The sequence below is a fragment of the Stappia sp. TSB10P1A genome, assembly GCF_900185725.1.
Taxonomy (GTDB): domain Bacteria; phylum Pseudomonadota; class Alphaproteobacteria; order Rhizobiales; family Stappiaceae; genus Stappia.
In genome coordinates, this window is record NZ_FYAU01000003.1 from 59,185 (window position 1) to 76,771 (window position 17,587).

Genomic DNA, 17,587 nt, shown 5'->3' on the forward strand with positions numbered 1-17,587 from the left:
ACCGGGACCGGCGGCATTCCGATGCCGGATCACGGCCGCCTTCCTCCGCGCATCGACGACGAGCAGGACCTCGCCGTCGGTCTTGCCGCGCTGCTTGTCCTCGCGCCGGATCTCGGCCGCCTCGCCGCCGCCGGCGACCCGCTGCCGCTGCGCCGCCACCCGCCGACCTTCGCCGAGCTTGCCCGCATCGTCACCGCGCAGCAGGTCTCGCTGGCCAGCGCCGCCGCCATCTACGGCCGGCTGGAAACCCTGATCGCCCCGTTCGAAGCCGAAACCGTCTTGCGCCTTGCCGACGACGACCTCGGCCAGGCCGGCCTGTCGCGAGCCAAGATCGCCAGCTTTCGCACCATTGCCGAGGCCGTCGCCGGCGGCCTCGACCTCGCCGGTCTCGTCGACCTGCCGGCGGAGGAGGCCCGCGCCCGTCTCGTCTCCTTGCGCGGCATCGGGCCGTGGACGGCGGATGTCTTCCTGCTGTTCTGTGCTGGGCACCCGGATGTCTTTCCCGCCGGCGATGTCGCCCTGCAGGAAGCCTTGCGCGATGCCCTTGCGCTGGACGCCCGGCCCAGCACCCGCGAGGCGGAGCGGCTCGCCCGGCGCTGGTCGCCCTGGCGCGGCGTCGCCGCGCGGCTGCTTTGGGCGCATTACCGCCGCCTCACCGGCCGCGGCACCGGCCTGCCGGTGTGATCAGCCCCGGCTGTTTTCGTTCTTGTTCTTGTTCTGGCTCTTGTTCTCGTCCTTGCCGAGCCCGACACGCGCCGCCTCCCGGTGCTCCTCCCGCATATGGCTGCCGATCAGTGCCAGCACGCCGAGCAGCACGCTGGCATCGTCGGTAAAGCCGATGCCGAGGATCGCATCGGGGATCAGGTCGAAGGGCATGACGAAATAGGCAAGGCCGGCAAAGATCGTGCCGCGCACGCGCACCGGCGTCGCCGGGTCGATGGCGCAGTAATAGGCGGCGATGACATCCTCCATGAACGGGATCTGCCGCGCCGCCTTGCGCGCCACCTTGAACAGGCGCGCGCCGACCCGCTCCTCTCGGCCCTCTTCGGGGCCGAGGAATTCGGGATTGATGCCGAGATCGTCGTAGCGTGCCGCCATGCCTGCCGTCTCCTTGCCGGACCTCATCAAGGTCCTGCGGACAGCCCCCCGACGGGCCGGAACGGCCCGCATTACCCTAGAATTGGGCCGGAACGGCCCGCATTACCCTAGAATTGGGCCGGAACGGCCCGCGCCCGCCCCTTATGTGGGGCGGGCGCGGTGCATTTTCAAAGATCCGGGCGAGAAAGGCCTGAGCCGGCCGCCACGAGAGCCGTCAGTGGCGGAAGTGCCGCATGCCGGTGAAGACCATGGCGAGCCCGGCCTCGTCGGCCGCCGCGATCACGTCCGCATCGCGCATCGAGCCGCCCGGCTGGATCACCGCTGTCGCCCCGGCGGCAGCCGCTGCCAGCAGGCCATCGGCGAAGGGGAAGAAGGCATCGGAGGCCACCACCGAGCCGATCGTGTTCGGCCGGTCGGCACCGGCCGCCTCCGCGGCGTCCTCGGCCTTGCGCGCAGCGATGCGGGCGCTGTCGATGCGGCTCATCTGGCCGGCGCCGATGCCGGCGGTCGCGCCCTCGCGCACATAGACGATGGCGTTCGACTTGACGTGCTTGGCGACGCGGAAGGCGAACTTGAGATCGGCCATCTCCTGTTCGCTGGGCGCGCGCTTGGTCACCACCTTGAGGTCGAGATCCTCCACCGTACCGGTGTCGCGATCCTGCACCAGGAGACCGCCGGCCACCGACTTGACGATGCGGGCGCCGGCGCGCGGGTCGGCGAGGCCGCCGGTGATCAAAAGGCGCAGGTTCTTCTTGGTGGCGACGATGGCGAGCGCCTCGTCGCTGGCCTCCGGCGCGATGATCACCTCGGTGAAGATCTTGACGATCTCCTCGGCCGCGGCCGCGTCCAGCTTGCTGTTGAGCGCGACGATGCCGCCGAAGGCGGAGACCGGATCGCAGGCCAGCGCCTTCAGATAGGCCTCCTTCAGGCTCGCGCCCATCGCGACGCCGCAGGGGTTGGCGTGCTTGATGATGGCGACCGCCGGCGACACGCCCGGATCGAACTCGCTGACCAGTTCGAAGGCGGCATCCGTGTCGTTGATGTTGTTGTAGGACAGTTCCTTGCCCTGCACCTGGCGGGCGGTGGCGACGCCGAAGCGCCGCTCCGGCGTCAGGTAGAACGCCGCCTTCTGATGCGGGTTCTCGCCATAGCGCATGACGGAAGCGAGACGTCCGCCAAAGGCGACATGGGCCGGCGCGTCCTCGCCGATGGCGGCGGCGAACCAGTTGGAAACCGCCGCGTCATAGGCCGCCGTGCGGGCGAAGGCCTTCTGCGCCAGCCGCTTGCGCAGCGCCAGCGGTACCTGGCCGTCGTTCTCGCCGAGCGCCTCGATCACCTCGGCATAGTCGGCCGGATCGCTGACCATCGTCACATAGGCGTGGTTCTTGGCCGCGGCGCGGGTCATCGCCGGACCGCCGATGTCGATGTTCTCGATGGCGAGCGCGAAATCGGCGCCGGAGGCGACCGTCTCCTCGAAGGGATAGAGATTGACGCAGACGAGATCGATGCCGGTAATCCCGTGGTCTTTCATCGCCGCGGCATGCTCGGCATCGTCGCGAATGGCGAGCAGCCCGCCATGCACCGCCGGATGCAGCGTCTTGACGCGCCCGTCCATGATCTCGGGAAAGCCGGTGACTTCCGAAATGTCGAGCACCGTCAGTCCGGCATCGGACAGCGTCTTGCGCGTGCCGCCGGTGGAGACCAGTTCGACGCCGAGGCCGGCCAGGGCGGTCGCGAACTCGACGAGGCCCGTCTTGTCCGAGACGGAGAGCAGCGCGCGCCTGACGCGAACGAGATCGGGAACGGGGATGCGTTTCGACACCACGGCCATTGCGGAGGGTCCTTCGGGTTTTCGGCGGGACAGTGATGTTGGTGCGCCTAGCACGAAGCGCGGAAAACCGGAAGCCGACGAAGGGGGATTGGGTAAAAAATGCGCAAGGCGCGGCAGAAGGCCGCTCTGGCTACAGGTCCAACTCGCCGCTGGCCGTGTCGCTGACCCGCCGCCGCATCGCCCGCCCGGACGCGGTGCGGCAGAACTGCCAGGCCGCCTCCCGGCGATGGGCAAGCCGGCCGTAGAGCACGATCTGCTCGCAGCGCCGATGGCCGGAACTGTCGGAGAGATAGATGGATTCCTCGATGGCCATCTCACAGCCCGGCGCGGCGAACTCCCACGCCTCGCCATCCGGCGCCACCAGCAGGATGCCGGTACCCGAGCGGATCGAGCTGGCCTTGATCGAGGGGTGCAGGTGGAAACGGATGGCGAACTCGTGGTCGCGGCCGATCCGCCCGGTGGGCAGGAAGCGGTCTATGCCGTCCAGCACGCTGCCGTCCTGCGACAGGGTGATGTCGCGCTCGTGGACGATGCGCATGCTGTCCTGGTAGCCGTTGTGGCTGGCGACGATGCGCACGCCGGCCGGCCCCTCCTCGCGCTCCACCGGCACGCTGGTCGGCCCGGTGAGGATCGGCGCGCCGAGCCAGCCGCCGAAGCGGCTCTCCGGCAGGAAGCGGGCCGAGGAGGTGTCGTCGAGGGTGGCGGTGGAATGGGCGGCCGTTGCCCGCGAAACCGCGCGCCAGGCGCCGCGCTCGCTGTTCGACACGCCGCAATTGACGATGATGCGGGTGCGCCGCGACGACATCTCGAAGGACAGGCACCCGGCATGGGCGGTCAGGCTCAGCGCCGGCTCCGGCGGCACGCCGGTGTCCATCAGCAGTAGGGTGTCACCGCAGGCAACGCGCTGGTAGCCCGAATGCGGTGCGTTGCCCGGCGGGCCGCCGCGCGCGTCGTCATAGGCCAGGATCGTCGCGACGAGGTCCGCCGGCGTCGCGCCCATGCCGTTGAAATGCGCGAAGGTGCCGTCGCCATGGCGGAAGAAGCGGATCATCGGCATCATCCGGTCGATCGCCTGCATCACCGTCGGCGAGGCCGGCATGCCCTGCACCATCAGCGCCTGGCGCACCGGCAGCAGGTCGACGAGAATATCCAGCAGCGCCGCCGGATTGCGCGAGACGTGACCGCCATCGGCGAGGATCTGGCGGGCGAGCTCCTGGTCGAGCCGGCGCAGGCTCTGGCGCACGAAGCGCCCCTGCCCCGACATCGAGACGGTGGCCGCGGCAACGGCGATCGCCGCCTGCAGCCGCGGCACCCCGTCCGGCGTCTCGTTCATGGTGCGGCGCAGGTAGCGGACCTGGCGGGCGAGCGAGCGCAGGAAACGGCGGTAGAATTCGCGGTCGCAGCCCTCCAGGATCAGCGGCGACTGCGACAGCCAGGCCAGCACCCGGCGCGCCACCACCTGCTGCTCCCAGGCCGTGTGCTGCCAGTAGCCGCAGCTTCTTATCCAGTCGTCGACCAGCGCCCGCGCGTTCTGCCGCGCGACCACGGTCTCCGCCGCCTTGAGATGACGCAGCCAGCCGAACCCGTGCAGGGCGCGGGCCCAGTCGGCGGAGGGCGGCTCGACCTCGAAAGGGGACTGGCCGGAGGTCTCGACCAGTTGACCGGCGAACAGGAAGCGCCCGGCATAGATGTCGGCGGCGTTGGTGCCGTCGGCGGTGCGCAGATCCTGCGGGGCGATGATCAGCCGGGCGGGCGTGGCGGAAAACAGCCGCCAGCGGAACATCGGTCCGCCATGCACCCATCTGAGCAGGGACTGCCAGGCGGTCTGCGCGAGGAGACGCCACACCCGTGCCCGTTCGGTCACCGACATTAGCGTCACCTGTGCCACACTCCCTCCAGCGCCGCCGTCGTCGTCGTGCCGATCCCTTTCGCGAATCCACTTCGCCTGCAAATTGCAGTTTCCGGCAACAGGGTTAGCGATCCGTTACCCATTTCAGCACGATTCGAGGGATTCGCGGCGCATGCAACAGGCGTCCGACCGGGATCAGCGACGCACGAGGCGCGCGGCGAAGAACCCGTCGAGCCCGCCGTCCTGGCGCGGCTCGCGCGGCAGCGACACCGGCAGGGTCCGCAGGTCGCCCTCCGCCGTAACCAGACCCGAGAAACCGGTCTCCGCCTCTTCGACCGGCAGGCGCGCGAAATTCGGATTGGCGGCGAGAAAGCGGGCGACGACGAGTTCTCCTTCCGCCGGCTCCAGCGAGCAGGTGCAATAGACGAGGCGCCCGCCCGGCTTCAGCCAGCCGCCTGCCCGCTCCAGCAGCAGCGCCTGGGCGGCGGCAAGGCTCGCAACGTCCTCGGCCCGCCGGTTCCAGGCGACCTCCGGATGGCGGCGGATCGTGCCGGTCGCCGAACAGGGCGCATCCAGCAGGATGGCGTCGAACGGGGCGGCCGGTTCGTAGTCGGCAAGGTCGGCCGCGACCACCTCGGCGCTCAGGCCGAGCCGGGAAAGGTTCTGCGACAGCCGCTCCAGGCGGCGGGCGGAAATGTCGATGGCGGTGACGCGGCCGCCGGCCGCCGCCAGTTGCGCGGTCTTGCCGCCGGGCGCGGCGCACAGGTCGGCAACGCGCAGGCCCGCGACATCGCCGAGCAGCCGCGCCGGGATCGCCGCGGCCGCGTCCTGCACCCACCAGGCCCCGGCGTCATAGCCCTCCAGCGCCTCGATTCGCCCGCCGGGCCGGGCAAGCCGCACCGTGTTGCCGCCGATCGCCGTGCCGCCGAGCCGCTCCGCCCACCCCTGCGGGTCGGCCTTGACGGTCAGGTCGAGATTGGGCTCCAGCAGATGCATTTCGGCGGTGCCCAGCGCCGCTTCCTCGCCATAGGCCTTTTGCCAGCCGGCGAACAGCCAGACCGGCGCGTTGCGCCAGGGCTGCGCGGTCGCGGCGAGCAGGTCGTCGCGCTCGGCCACCAGCCGCCGCAGCACGGCGTTGACCAGACCCTTGTAGCGGCGCGCCCGGTCGTCCGCATCGGCCAGCGCCACGGCGATGGCGACCGCCGCCCGGTCCGGCACCTCCATGAACAGCACTTGCGCGGCCGCGACATGCAGGATGTCCAGAACGATACCGGTCTTTTCCGGCACCGGCCGCTCCAGCAGCCGGCCGAGGATCGCGGCGATCTGGCCGCGCCGGCGCAGCGCCGTGCCGAGCATCGCCCGCACCAGGGCCCGGTCGCGGGCGGCCAGCGCGGCGAAGCCGGAATGGCCGCCGGTCTCCCGCAACTCGTCGTCGAGCGGCCGGCGTCCGGTCACGACCCGGCCGAGGATCTCCACCGCGGCCCGACGCGCCGCCAGCCCCACCGTCGACGGGTCGGGCTCCCGGCGCGGGCGCGCGCCCTTTCCCCCAGGCCCCTTACGGGCACGGGCGGAGCGGGCGCGGGCGGGGCGGTCGTTGCTGTCGTCGCTCACGGGATCGGATCGTCTCAAGGGGCGGCTTGCGCTTGGCGCGCAGGGACCCGCCGCATCGGAAGGATAGCCGGTATGCCCGCAAACGGCAGGCGATCACAAGCCCTAAAGCACGGTCGAGGCGATCGGGACCGCTTCAGCCCCAGGGGCCGCTCCGGCCCGAGCTTCCGCCGCCACTGCCCGTGTCGTCGTGGCGGCGCGTGCGCCCCCACGGGCCCGGAGGATCGCGGCGCACCGGTCCCTCGCTGGCAGGGCCGCGGCCGCCATAGGCCGCGCCAGCGCTGGAATACCCGCCCCCACCGCCCATCGAGCCGGCCATCTCCTGCAGCGCGCGGATGCGGTTCTCGGTGTTGGGATGGGTGGAGAAGAGATTGTCCATCCGCTCGCCCGACAGCGGGTTGATGATGAACATATGCGCGGTCGCCGGATTGCGCTCCGCGTCCGGATTGTGGATGCGCGCCGCGCCGCCGGCGATCTTGCCCAGCGCCGAGGCGAGCCAGATCGGGTTGCCGCAGATCTCCGCGCCCATGCGGTCGGCGGCATATTCGCGCGTGCGGCTGATCGCCATCTGCACCAGCATGGCGGCGAGCGGGGCGACGATCATCGCGACGATCACGCCGATGAAGCCGAGCGGATTGTTGTTCTCGCGGTTGCCGCCGAAGAAGAAGGCGAAATTGGCGAGCATCGAGATCGCGCCGGCAATCGTCGCCGTCAGCGTCATGATCAAGGTGTCGTGGTTCTTCACATGCGCAAGCTCATGCGCCATCACGCCGGCCACCTCTTCCTTGCTCAGGCTTTCCAGCAGTCCGGTGGTCGCGGCGACGGCGGCGTTCTGCGGATTGCGCCCGGTGGCGAAGGCATTGGGCTGCGGATTGTTGATGATATAGACCTTGGGCATCGGCAGGTCGGCGCGTGCGGCGAGCTCGCGCACCATATGGAACAGCTCCGGCGCCTGGCGCTCGTTGGCTTCCACCGCGTGGTGCATGCGCAGCACCATCTTGTCGGAATTCCAGTAGCTGAACAGGTTCATCGCCGCGGCGACGACCAGCGCGATCATCATGCCGCTTTCGCCGCCGATCAGGAAGCCGACGCCCATGAACAGCGCCGTCATCGCGGCAAGAAGAAGTGCGGTGCGGAAGTAGTTCATCTCGCCTGCCTGTGTTTGCTGGGACCCGTGCCGTCTGCCTGCATGAAGAGCAGGGAGGGCGACAACGGCCGCTTCGCTCCTATATGTTGGCGCGGCGCGGCATTCTGCAAGAGAGCAGCGCGCCTGCCGAATGAGCCAGACCGATCGGGACCGGAGCATGACCGAGACCAAAGACACCGCCATGACCGCGACGCAGGGCGCCGCAAACGATGACGCGCCGCCGCGCCGCTTCGAGGACCTGCCGCCGGCCGCCCAGCGGGCGCTGCAAGAGGCCGAGGCGCGCCGCCACGAGATCGACGCCAAGGGCGAGACCCTGCCGCGCGAGATCGACGGGCGCGGCGGGCTGGAGCCGACCCGCTACGAGGACTGGGAGATCAAGGGCATCGCCTGCGATTTCTGACTGCGGTGCAAAACGTCGGCGGCGCGGCTGTTTCCGGCTTGGTTAATGAGGGATTTACCATCGGCGCATAGGCTTGGCGACGCAGCCGGTCCTCCGTCCGCCGCGCCCTGACGGGCCGCGGCGCGGTCGGCCTGACGTCAACAGGCCGGGAAGGCCGCCGCAGGGCCGGCGGCGTCCCGGTGAATGGTTCGAGCCGAATGTCTTCTGACGCCGCCCCCAAGGCCGCAAGGTCTTCGTCCCTGCCTTCCGCGAACCCGTTCGAGCGGCTGGCGGAGCTGATCGCCGACCTCACGCCGGGCATGGATCCCGTCGTGATGACCATCGGCGAGCCGCGCCATGCCGTGCCCGATTTCGTCGCTCCGATCCTCGCCCGGTCGATCGGCGACTTCAGCCGCTACCCCAATATTCGCGGCACCGACGGCTTTCGCGCCTCGGTCGGCGCCTGGCTCGACCGCCGCTACCGCCTCGGCGGCACGCTGGATGTCGGGCGCGGCATCCTGCCGCTGAACGGCTCGCGTGAGGGGCTGACCTTCGCCGCGCTCGGCGCCCGCGATTATCTGGCAAAAGTCGCTGCCCCCCCGGCGGTGCTGATGCCCAACCCGTTCTACCAGACCTATGCCGCCGGCGCCCATGTCGCGGGGGCCGAGCTGGTGGCGCTCGACGCGAGCGCCGGTACCGGCTTCCTGCCCGACCTCGAGACCCTGTCGCCGGACCTGCTCGACCGCACCATCGCCTTCTACTACGCCTCGCCGGCCAACCCGCAGGGCGTCGCCGCCGATCTGGAAACCTGGAAAGAGGTGATTCGCCTCGCCCGCCGCCATCGTTTCCTGGTGATCGCCGACGAGTGCTATTCGGAGATCTACCGCGACGCGCCGCCCGCCGGCGTGCTGGAGGCCGCCCATGCCCTGGGCGAGGGCTTCGCCAACGTCATCAGCATCAATTCGCTGTCGAAGCGCTCGAACCTTGCCGGCCTGCGCGTCGGCTTTGCCGCCGGCGATGCGGCGTTCCTGGACGCCTGGGCGCGCTTTCGCGGCCTTGCGGCGCCGCAGGTCTCCATGCCGCTGCAGGCGGTGGCGGCCGCCGCCTTCGCCGACGAGGCGCATGTGATCGAGAACCGCCGGCTCTACAACGCGAAATTCGACGTGGCGCAGCGCCTGCTGGCGCCGCTGTTCGGCGCCGTCGTGCCGCCGGCCGGCTTCTTCCTGTGGCTCGACGTCGCCCGCTGGGGCGGCGGCGTCGCGGTGACCCGCCGTCTGTGGGCCGAGGCCGGCGTCAAGGTGCTGCCGGGCGCCTATCTGGCGCTGGACGGGGCCTCCAGCAATCCGGGCGCGGATTACATCCGCATCGCCCTCGTCGACGACGTGACGACCATCGAGCGGGCCCTGGCCCGCCTGGTCGCGACATTGGGGGACTAGAGGATGCGTCGCGCCACACCGTTGAGAAGCGGCCGCGCCGCCGCGCTCGGCCTCGAGGACACCGAGGCGCCGCTCAAGCGCTTCGTCAAGCGCAACCTGATCGGTGCCGCCGGCCTCGCGCTGATCGCGCTCTGCGCCGCGCTCGCCGCCGCGCTCGCCACCTGGTCGACCGGCGACCCGAGCCTCAGCCACGCCACCTCCGCGCCGGTGCGCAACGCGCTCGGCCAGCCCGGCGCAATCATCGCCGATATGTTCATGCAGGCGATCGGCCTCGCCTCCGCCGTGTTCCTGATCCCCGTGGTGCTGTGGGGCTGGCGCCTGGTCGCCGCCCGCGCCACCCGCATCGCCATCCGCCGCATCGTCTTCTGGGGCCTCGGCACGCTGCTGGCCGCCGGGGCGCTCGCCGCCCTGCCCGTCCCCGCGAGCTGGCCGCTGCCGACCGGCCTTGGCGGCTTCCTCGGCGATTTCGTCCACCGCCTGCCTGCACTGCTGACCCATGATCTGACCGACGGCATGGCGATGATCGCCGGCACGCTCGGCCTCGGCGTCCCGGCGGCGATCTTCATGCTGCGCGCCGCCGGCTGGCTCGGCCGCGACCCCGAGCCGGTGCGCGCGCCGCTGCCCGAGCCCTCGCACCACGCCCGCTCGGTCGGCGCGGTGCCGGATTTCGGCGACGAGGACGACGACGAGGACGCGGGCGAGAGCCGCTTCGGCGCCTTGCGGGGTGCCGTGACCCATTGGGGCCTGCTGGCCCGCGCCAATGCCCGCCGCCTGCTCGGCCGCCGCGCCGCTCCGCGCCGGACCTCCGACCCCTATGACGATGCCTTCATCGACGAGGACGGCGAGGACTGGACCGAGGCTGAGGGCGCGGAGGAGGACGAGGATCCGGTCGGCCGCCGCGGCGGCTTCTCCGCCCTGCGCCGCCGCCTTGCCAGCAAGCTGCTGCCCAGGGAAGACGACGGGCTGGATGCCTTCTACGACACCACAGCGCCCGCCGAGCCGGCCTTCGCCGACGACTATGACGCCGACCCGCGTATGTTCCACGACCCGGACGAGGACGCGGAGGACGACGACGTCACCATCGACGATCTGCCGGACCTCGACGAGGACGGACCGCTCGACGAATTGTCGACGCCGCTGCCGCGCGCCATTGCTGGCCCAGTCAGCCGCGGGCCGGCCGCGCAGATCGCCAGCCGCGTGGTGCCGCCGGCCGGCCGTCCCAAGCCCGGCCGCCGCGCCACCGAGGAGGCGCAGCCCTCCTTCCTGCGCAACCCCGCCGTCTACGAATTGCCGCCGCTGCACCTGCTCGCCGAGCCGAAGACCGCCGGCAAGCAGGCCGCCGTCAACACCGACGCGCTGGAGCAGAATGCCCGCATCCTGGAAGGGGTGCTGGAGGATTTCGGCGTGCGCGGCGAGATCATCGAGGTCCGTCCCGGCCCGGTCGTCACCCTTTACGAGCTGGAGCCGGCGCCCGGCATCAAGTCGAGCCGCGTCATCGGCCTTGCCGACGACATCGCCCGCTCGATGAGCGCCATCTCCGCCCGCGTCGCGGTGATCCCGGGCAAGAACGCCATCGGCATCGAGCTGCCCAACCAGCGCCGCGAGATGGTGTTCCTGCGCGAGCTGCTGGCCGCCACCGACTACGAGAAGACCAAGGCCAAGCTGGCCTTGACGCTCGGCAAGACCATCGGCGGCGAGCCGGTGATCGCCGACCTTGCGCGCATGCCGCACCTGCTCGTTGCCGGCACCACCGGCTCGGGCAAGTCGGTCGCCATCAACACAATGATCCTGTCGCTGCTCTACCGGCTGGAGCCGTCGCAGTGCAAGCTGATCATGATCGATCCCAAGATGCTGGAACTGTCGATCTATGACGGCATCCCGCATCTTCTGACGCCGGTCGTCACCGACCCGAAGAAGGCCGTCGTCGCGCTCAAGTGGACCGTCCGCGAGATGGAGGAGCGCTACAAGAAGATGTCGAAGATGGGCGTGCGCAACATCGACGGCTACAACACCCGCGTCGCCCAGGCGCTGGAAAAGGGCGAGGTCTTCAATCGCACGGTGCAGACCGGCTTCGACCGCAACACCGGCGAGCCGATCTTCGAGAACGAGGAACTGCCGCTGGAGACGATGCCCTATATCGTCGTCATCGTCGACGAGATGGCCGACCTGATGATGGTCGCCGGCAAGGACATCGAGGGCGCCATCCAGCGCCTGGCGCAGATGGCCCGTGCCGCCGGCATCCACCTGATCATGGCGACCCAGCGCCCGTCGGTGGACGTCATCACCGGCACGATCAAGGCCAACTTCCCGACCCGCATCTCCTTCCAGGTGACCTCGAAGATCGACAGCCGCACCATTCTCGGCGAGCAGGGCGCCGAGCAGCTTCTCGGCCAGGGCGACATGCTCTACATGGCCGGCGGCGGCCGCATCCAGCGCGTCCACGGCCCCTTCGTCTCCGACGAGGAGGTGGAGGACATCGTCAGCCACCTGAAGCGCCAGGGCACGCCGCAATATCTCGAGGCGGTGACGGAAGAGGACGAGGGGGGCGAGGGCCCCTATGACGCGCTCGCCGGCGGCGGTGGCGGCGACGACGACGGCAACGACCTTTACGACAAGGCGGTCGCCGTGGTGCTGCGCGACAAGAAGGCCTCGACCTCCTACATCCAGCGGCGCCTGTCGATCGGCTACAACCGCGCCGCCTCGATCATCGAGCGGATGGAGCGCGAGGGGCTGGTCGGTGCCGCCAACCATGCCGGCAAGCGCGAGATCCTGGTGCAGAACGGCGTCGAGGACGATTATTGACGTCGCGGAGCAGGTGGATGCGGTCCGTCGCAACTTTGCCACAGCCGCCTGCTAGCGCATCCTGACAAAGCGCATCCTGACAACGCGCATTCTGACAATGATGGCGGCGCGCCGCGCCCCGCCAGACCGAGCCGACGGAGCCGTTTCGATGACCAGCATCGCCCGCCGCACCCTGCTTGCCCTTGCCGCCGCCGGCGCGCTGGCCCTTGCCGGTCTCGCGCCGGCTGCGGCCGCGCTCGATTCGCAGCAGAAGACCAAGCTCGCCGAGGTGAATTCCTACTTCAACTCGGTGAAGACCATGCATGGCGACTTCATCCAGTTCGGGCCCAATGGCGAGCGGGCGGAAGGCAAGTTCTACCTCGCCCGGCCGGGCAAGATCCGCTTCTACTACAACCCGCCGGCCAAGGTGGACATCGTCGCCGACGGCAAGTCGGTCTCGGTCAAGGACCGCAAGCTCGCCACCCAGGACATCTGGCCGCTGAAGGAGACGCCGCTGCGCTTCCTGCTCGCCGACCGGATCAACCTGGAGGCCGATGCGCAGGTCGCCAGCGTCTCGGTCGAGCCGGATCTGGTCACCGTCGTGCTGGCCGACACCTCCACCTTCGGCACCGGCAAGCTGACGCTGATCTTCGATGCCTCGACCACCGAGCTGAAGCAGTGGACGGTGACCGACGCGCAGGGCTACGACACCTCCGTGGCGATCTACAACACCACGGTGAACGGGCCGACCAACCCGACGCTGTTCACCATCGACTACAACGCCAACACCATGCAGCGCCGCGGCAAGTAAGGCGGGGCGCGCGTTCGACAGGCGCTTTTCGCGTGAACACAGCCGAGGCGACGGCGCGACGGCCGGTCTTCGTCGAGATCCTCGAGCGCCTCGCCGCGCAGCGCGGCGCGCGCATCGAGACCGAGCCGCTCTACGGCTATGCCGGCGTGGTGATCGACGCCGCCGGCCGCCGGCATCTCTTCAAGGGCACCCATTTCGACATCAACCGGGCGGGCGCCGCCGCCCTTGCCCGCGACAAGGACTATGCCGCCCGCTTCCTGGCCGCCGCCGGGCTCGCGACGCCGCGTGGGCTTCTGCTGCACGGGGCGCGCCGCACGGCCCAGCTCGCCCTGAAGAACCCGTCGGTCGCGCAGCGCCTGCCGGACCGCACGGCGGCCCGCGCCTTCGCCGAAGAGGTCGGCTATCCGGTTTTCGTCAAGCCGAACGAGGGCTCGGAAGGCGACGGCGTCACCCGCGTCGGCGATGCCGCCGGCCTCGACCTTGCCCTCGACGCGCTGCTGGCGCTGCATGACCGGGTGCTGGTGCAGCAGGCGGTCCCCGGCGAGGACCTGCGCGTCGTCGTGCTCGACGGAAAGGTCAAGGCCGCCTTTGCCCGGCGCCCTCTTTCTGTGACAGGCGACGGCGTCAGCCCGCTCTCCACGCTGATCGCCGCCCGCCTTGCGGACTTCGCCAGCGGCGGCAAGGGCGCCCGCATCGCCGGCGACGACCCCCGCATCCTCGGCGAACTCGCGGCCTGCGGCCTGACGCCGGCCAGCGTCCCGGCGGCGGGCAGGACCGTCGCCCTGCTCGCCAATGCGAACCTCTCCACCGGCGGCAGCGCCAGTGATATCACCGACACGCTCGCCCCCGCCGCGGCGGACGCCGCGATCCGCGCCGCCGCCGCGCTCGGCCTGCGCTTTGCCGGCGTCGATCTGCTCGTGGAGCCCGCTTCGCCGCCGGTGGCGCTGGAGGTCAACGCCGCTCCCGGCCTTGCCTATTTCCACCGCATGGGCGCGCAGGCCGCCGCCCGCGTCGAGGCGATCTATGCCGACCTGCTGGACGCGCTGCTGGCGCCCTGAGGGCCTTCGGCACCGCCCGCCCCCTTCCACTGCGTCATCAACTCACAGTGTCGAGCTGGCCTCTTGGTCCGGCTTTGAAGAGGGCGACGATCTTTGGCAAGTCGGCGGGGAAAGCACATCGCCCGCCCCGCCCACAGAGTGTCGTCCCGGTTTCGGCGAAGCCGAAGACCGGGAACCAGTAAGCCCGAACGGTTCGGCTCAGGTCGCAAAGTTGCCGCCGCAAGGCCGGAGGTTGCTGCCTGCGCGCCGCCATCCGCCCCGGCGGATACTGGACGCCTGCCTTCGCAGGCGTGACAGCGGAGGGAGTGGCCAAGGCCGTCCCGCCTCGCGCCTCCCGCAAGCACGGCCTTCTCCTCTCGTCCTCCCGGACCGCGCGAGGAAAGGCATCAACCTCCCCAAAAGCAAAGGGCCGGCGAATGCCGGCCCTTCTGTTCTTTTGCGTGGCGTCCGGAAAACCGCACTAGGCGGCCGTCAGACCGCGTTCCTGCGGATCACGACGTGACGAGGTTGCGCAACACGTAGTGCAGGATGCCGCCGGCGCGGACATATTCCAGCTCGTCCACCGTATCGATGCGGCACAGCACCTCGATGGTCTTGCTGGTGCCGTCGGCATACTCCACCAGGATGTCGACCATCTGGCGCGGCTTGAGATCGGCAACGCCCTTGATCGTCACCCGCTCGGTGCCGGTGATGCCGTGCGACTGCCAGCTCTCGCCCTCCTTGAAGGTGAAGGGCAGCACGCCCATGCCGACCAGGTTGGAGCGGTGGATACGCTCGAAGGACTGGGCGATCACGGCGCGCACGCCGAGCAGGCGGGTGCCCTTGGCGGCCCAGTCACGCGACGAGCCGGTGCCGTATTCCTTGCCGGCGAAGATGACGAGCGGCGTGCCCGCCTCCTTGTAGTCCATCGCCGCGTCGTAGATCCACTTCTGCTCGCCATCCTTCATGGTGACGCCGCCTTCGACGCCCGGCACCATCTGGTTCTTGATGCGAATGTTGGCGAAGGTGCCGCGCATCATCACCTGGTGGTTGCCGCGACGGGCGCCGTAGGAGTTGAAGTCCTTCTTGGCGACCTGGTGCTCCAGCAGGTAGACGCCCGCCGGCGCCTCCGCCTTGATCGAGCCGGCCGGCGAGATGTGGTCGGTGGTGATGGAGTCGAGGAACAGGCCCAGAACCGCCGCGCTCTCGATGTCCTCGAGCGGCTTCGGCTCCATGGTCATGTCTTCGAAATAGGGCGGGTTGGCCACATAGGTCGAGTTCATCGGCCACTTGTAGGTCATGCCGCCCTCGACCTTGATCGCCTGCCAGTGCTCGTCGCCCTTGAAGACGTCGGAATAGCGCTCGCGGAACATCTCCTCGGTGATCGAGGAGCGGATCAGGTCGGTGATCTCCTGGTTGGTCGGCCAGATGTCCTTGAGGTAGACCGGGTTGCCGTCCTGGTCCTCGCCGAGCGGATCCTCCGCCACGTTGACGAACAGGGAGCCGGCGATCGCATAGGCGACGACCAGCGGCGGCGAGGCGAGGTAGTTCGCCCGCACGTCCGGATTGACGCGGCCCTCGAAGTTGCGGTTGCCCGACAGCACCGAACAGACCACCAGATCGTTCTCGTTGACGGCCTCGGAGATCGCCGGGTCGAGCGGACCGGAATTGCCGATGCAGGTGGTACAGCCATAGCCGGCGAGGTTGAAGCCGAGCGCGTCGAGATCGGCCTGGACGCCCGCCTTCTTCAGGTAGTCGGTGACCACCTGCGAGCCGGGGGCGAGCGAGGTCTTCACCCACGGCTTGACCTTGAGGCCCTTCTTCAGCGCGTTGCGGGCGACGAGGCCGGCGCCGATCAGCACCGACGGGTTGGAGGTGTTGGTGCAGGAGGTGATCGCCGCGATCACCACGTCGCCATCGGCGAGGCCATGGCTCTTGCCGTTGACGTCGTAACGCTGACGCGCCCGTCCGGTGACGCCGGTGGCGCCTTCATCGACATAGCGCGATTCGCCGCGCGATTCCGGCAGGGTCGACGGGTCCTTGCTGCCGCCCTTGATCTCGTCGAGGGCAACGGCGAACTTGGCCGCCGCCTCGTCGAGCGCGACGCGGTCCTGCGGGCGCTTCGGGCCGGCGAGCGAGGGCACGACGGTGGAGATGTCGAGTTCCAGCGTGTCGGTAAACACCGGCTCGGCAGCATCGGAGGTGCGGAACATGCCCTGCGCCTTGGCATAGGCCTCGACCAGGGCGACGCGCTCGGGGTCGCGGCCGGTCGAGCGCAGATATTCCAGCGTGTCGTCGTCAACGGGGAAGAAGCCGCAGGTCGCGCCGTATTCCGGCGCCATGTTGGCGATGGTCGCCGCGTCCTCGAGGCTGAGATTATCGAGGCCGGGGCCGTAGAACTCGACGAACTTGCCGACCACGCCCTTCTTGCGCAGCATCTCGACGACCCGCAGCACCAGGTCGGTGGCGGTGATGCCCTCGCTCAGCTTGCCGGTCAGCTTGAAGCCGATGACCTCGGGGATCAGCATGGAGATCGGCTGGCCGAGCATCGCCGCCTCGGCCTCGATGCCGCCAACGCCCCAGCCCAGAACGGCGAGGCCGTTGACCATCGTCGTGTGGCTGTCGGTGCCCACCAGCGTGTCCGGATAGGCGAGGGTCTCGCCGTCCTCGTCCTTGGTCCACACGGTCTGGCCGAGATATTCCAGGTTGACCTGGTGGCAGATGCCGGTTCCCGGCGGCACGGCGCGGAAATTGTCGAAGGCCGACTGGCCCCAGCGCAGGAACTCGTAGCGCTCGCCGTTGCGCTCGTATTCCAGCTCGACATTCTTGGTGAAGGCGTCCTGGGTGCCGAAATAGTCGATCATCACCGAGTGGTCGATGACCAGGTCGACCGGGACCAGCGGGTTGACCTTCTTCGGGTCGCCGCCGAGCTTGACGGCCGCGTCGCGCATCGCCGCAAGGTCGACGACCGCCGGCACGCCGGTGAAGTCCTGCATCAAGACGCGCGCCGGACGGTAGGAGATCTCGTGCTCGGAGGTGCGGGTCACCAGCCACTTGGCGACGGCGCGGATGTCGTCCGCGGTCACCGTGCGGTTGTCCTCGAAGCGCAGCAGGTTCTCCAGCACCACCTTGAGCGAATAGGGGAGCCTGGACACGCCCTCCAGTCCGTTCTTCTCCGCCTCGGGAAGGGAGAAATAGGTGTAGGTCTTGTCACCGACCTGGAGCGTCTTCCTGGCCTTGAAGCTGTCGAGTGATTTGGTCACGGCTGGCGGTCCCCTTGTTGTCCTCGGGCGGCAGCGGCCCCATGGCCGCGTCACACCCAACGAATGCGCATCCCCGGCGGAAAGCGTCGTCTTGGGATACGCCGCCGGCCGGGTTTGCCGTCTCGCGTCTGCGGGCACTTGAGCGTGTCCGCGTGCGGGTTGGCGCCCGTATAGCGAATTTCCGCGCGCGGGGCCAGCGGTTAGCGGCGCGATCTGTCTCGTCATTATGGCGAGGTCAAGCGCCGTCCCGTCAGCCGGCAGCGACGGATTGCCGCTTGATCGCCGCCGGCCTGCATGCCATGCCTCGTCCTGCCGGGCAGACCATCCGTCCGGCCGAGAAAACCGCC

The 17,587-nt window shown here is 69.5% G+C and carries 12 protein-coding genes; 6 read left to right on the forward strand and 6 right to left on the reverse strand.

The genetic code is table 11. The annotated features are described in order from the left end of the window. Window positions 1-21 precede the first annotated feature (21 nt). Window positions 22-684, forward strand: a complete 663-nt coding sequence (locus tag TSB10P1A_RS00565; protein ID WP_186385952.1) for a DNA-3-methyladenine glycosylase — start codon at window positions 22-24, stop codon at window positions 682-684. On the opposite strand, the gene TSB10P1A_RS00570 is transcribed toward TSB10P1A_RS00565, so the two are convergent. The 5 genes from TSB10P1A_RS00570 to htpX form a co-directional block, all read right to left on the reverse strand. Continuing rightward, complete coding sequence (locus TSB10P1A_RS00570) at window positions 685-1,098, reverse strand: YkvA family protein (RefSeq protein ID WP_186385953.1); 414 nt, start codon at window positions 1,096-1,098, stop codon at window positions 685-687. A gap of 214 nt (window positions 1,099-1,312) precedes the next feature. Continuing rightward, window positions 1,313-2,929, reverse strand: coding sequence for a bifunctional phosphoribosylaminoimidazolecarboxamide formyltransferase/IMP cyclohydrolase (purH, locus tag TSB10P1A_RS00575; protein ID WP_186385954.1), 1,617 nt, complete (start codon window positions 2,927-2,929; stop codon window positions 1,313-1,315). Between the two features lie 130 nt (window positions 2,930-3,059). After that, complete coding sequence (locus TSB10P1A_RS00580; protein ID WP_208986980.1) at window positions 3,060-4,799, reverse strand: heparinase II/III family protein; 1,740 nt, start codon at window positions 4,797-4,799, stop codon at window positions 3,060-3,062. A gap of 174 nt (window positions 4,800-4,973) precedes the next feature. Continuing rightward, window positions 4,974-6,389 carry an RsmB/NOP family class I SAM-dependent RNA methyltransferase gene (locus TSB10P1A_RS00585; protein WP_186385955.1) on the reverse strand — a complete coding sequence of 472 codons (1,416 nt, stop codon included), beginning with the start codon at window positions 6,387-6,389 and terminating at the stop codon, window positions 4,974-4,976. 133 nt (window positions 6,390-6,522) lie between these two features. Beyond that, window positions 6,523-7,533, reverse strand: a complete 1,011-nt coding sequence (gene htpX, locus TSB10P1A_RS00590; RefSeq protein ID WP_186385956.1) for a zinc metalloprotease HtpX — start codon at window positions 7,531-7,533, stop codon at window positions 6,523-6,525. A 157-nt stretch (window positions 7,534-7,690) separates the two neighbouring features. Between htpX and TSB10P1A_RS00595 the strand changes: the two genes are divergently transcribed. The 5 genes from TSB10P1A_RS00595 (at window position 7,691) to TSB10P1A_RS00615 (ending at window position 13,998) form a co-directional block, all read left to right on the forward strand. Next, window positions 7,691-7,933, forward strand: coding sequence for a DUF1674 domain-containing protein (locus tag TSB10P1A_RS00595; protein WP_371515060.1), 243 nt, complete (start codon window positions 7,691-7,693; stop codon window positions 7,931-7,933). A 197-nt stretch (window positions 7,934-8,130) separates the two neighbouring features. Then, window positions 8,131-9,348: an aminotransferase class I/II-fold pyridoxal phosphate-dependent enzyme gene (locus tag TSB10P1A_RS00600; protein ID WP_186385957.1), complete on the forward strand. Its 1,218-nt coding sequence runs from the start codon at window positions 8,131-8,133 to the stop codon at window positions 9,346-9,348. Between the two features lie 3 nt (window positions 9,349-9,351). Further along, a complete protein-coding gene (locus TSB10P1A_RS00605; protein WP_186385958.1) occupies window positions 9,352-12,150 on the forward strand; it encodes a DNA translocase FtsK in 2,799 nt (932 codons plus the stop codon). 148 nt (window positions 12,151-12,298) lie between these two features. Continuing rightward, window positions 12,299-12,940, forward strand: a complete 642-nt coding sequence (locus TSB10P1A_RS00610; protein ID WP_186385959.1) for an outer-membrane lipoprotein carrier protein LolA — start codon at window positions 12,299-12,301, stop codon at window positions 12,938-12,940. A gap of 32 nt (window positions 12,941-12,972) precedes the next feature. Further along, the gene (locus TSB10P1A_RS00615; protein ID WP_186385960.1) at window positions 12,973-13,998 is read left to right on the forward strand and encodes an ATP-dependent carboxylate-amine ligase; all 1,026 of its coding nucleotides are present in this window, start codon (window positions 12,973-12,975) and stop codon (window positions 13,996-13,998) included. Window positions 13,999-14,489: 491 nt separating this feature from the next. On the opposite strand, the gene acnA is transcribed toward TSB10P1A_RS00615, so the two are convergent. Beyond that, the gene (acnA, locus tag TSB10P1A_RS00620; RefSeq protein WP_186385961.1) at window positions 14,490-17,240 is read right to left on the reverse strand and encodes an aconitate hydratase AcnA; all 2,751 of its coding nucleotides are present in this window, start codon (window positions 17,238-17,240) and stop codon (window positions 14,490-14,492) included. Window positions 17,241-17,587 lie beyond the last annotated feature (347 nt).

What these genes read in the sequence shown, in the direction of transcription:
- TSB10P1A_RS00565 (WP_186385952.1), top strand. Translation starts at nt 22, where the DNA reads ATGCCGGATCACGGCCGCCTTCCTCCGCGCATCGACGACGAGCAGGAC.
- TSB10P1A_RS00570 (WP_186385953.1), bottom strand. Translation starts at nt 1,098, where the DNA reads ATGGCGGCACGCTACGACGATCTCGGCATCAATCCCGAATTCCTCGGC.
- purH (WP_186385954.1), bottom strand. Translation starts at nt 2,929, where the DNA reads ATGGCCGTGGTGTCGAAACGCATCCCCGTTCCCGATCTCGTTCGCGTC.
- TSB10P1A_RS00580 (WP_208986980.1), bottom strand. Translation starts at nt 4,799, where the DNA reads ATGTCGGTGACCGAACGGGCACGGGTGTGGCGTCTCCTCGCGCAGACC.
- htpX (WP_186385956.1), bottom strand. Translation starts at nt 7,533, where the DNA reads ATGAACTACTTCCGCACCGCACTTCTTCTTGCCGCGATGACGGCGCTG.
- TSB10P1A_RS00595 (WP_371515060.1), top strand. Translation starts at nt 7,691, where the DNA reads ATGACCGAGACCAAAGACACCGCCATGACCGCGACGCAGGGCGCCGCA.
- TSB10P1A_RS00600 (WP_186385957.1), top strand. Translation starts at nt 8,131, where the DNA reads ATGTCTTCTGACGCCGCCCCCAAGGCCGCAAGGTCTTCGTCCCTGCCT.
- TSB10P1A_RS00605 (WP_186385958.1), top strand. Translation starts at nt 9,352, where the DNA reads ATGCGTCGCGCCACACCGTTGAGAAGCGGCCGCGCCGCCGCGCTCGGC.
- TSB10P1A_RS00610 (WP_186385959.1), top strand. Translation starts at nt 12,299, where the DNA reads ATGACCAGCATCGCCCGCCGCACCCTGCTTGCCCTTGCCGCCGCCGGC.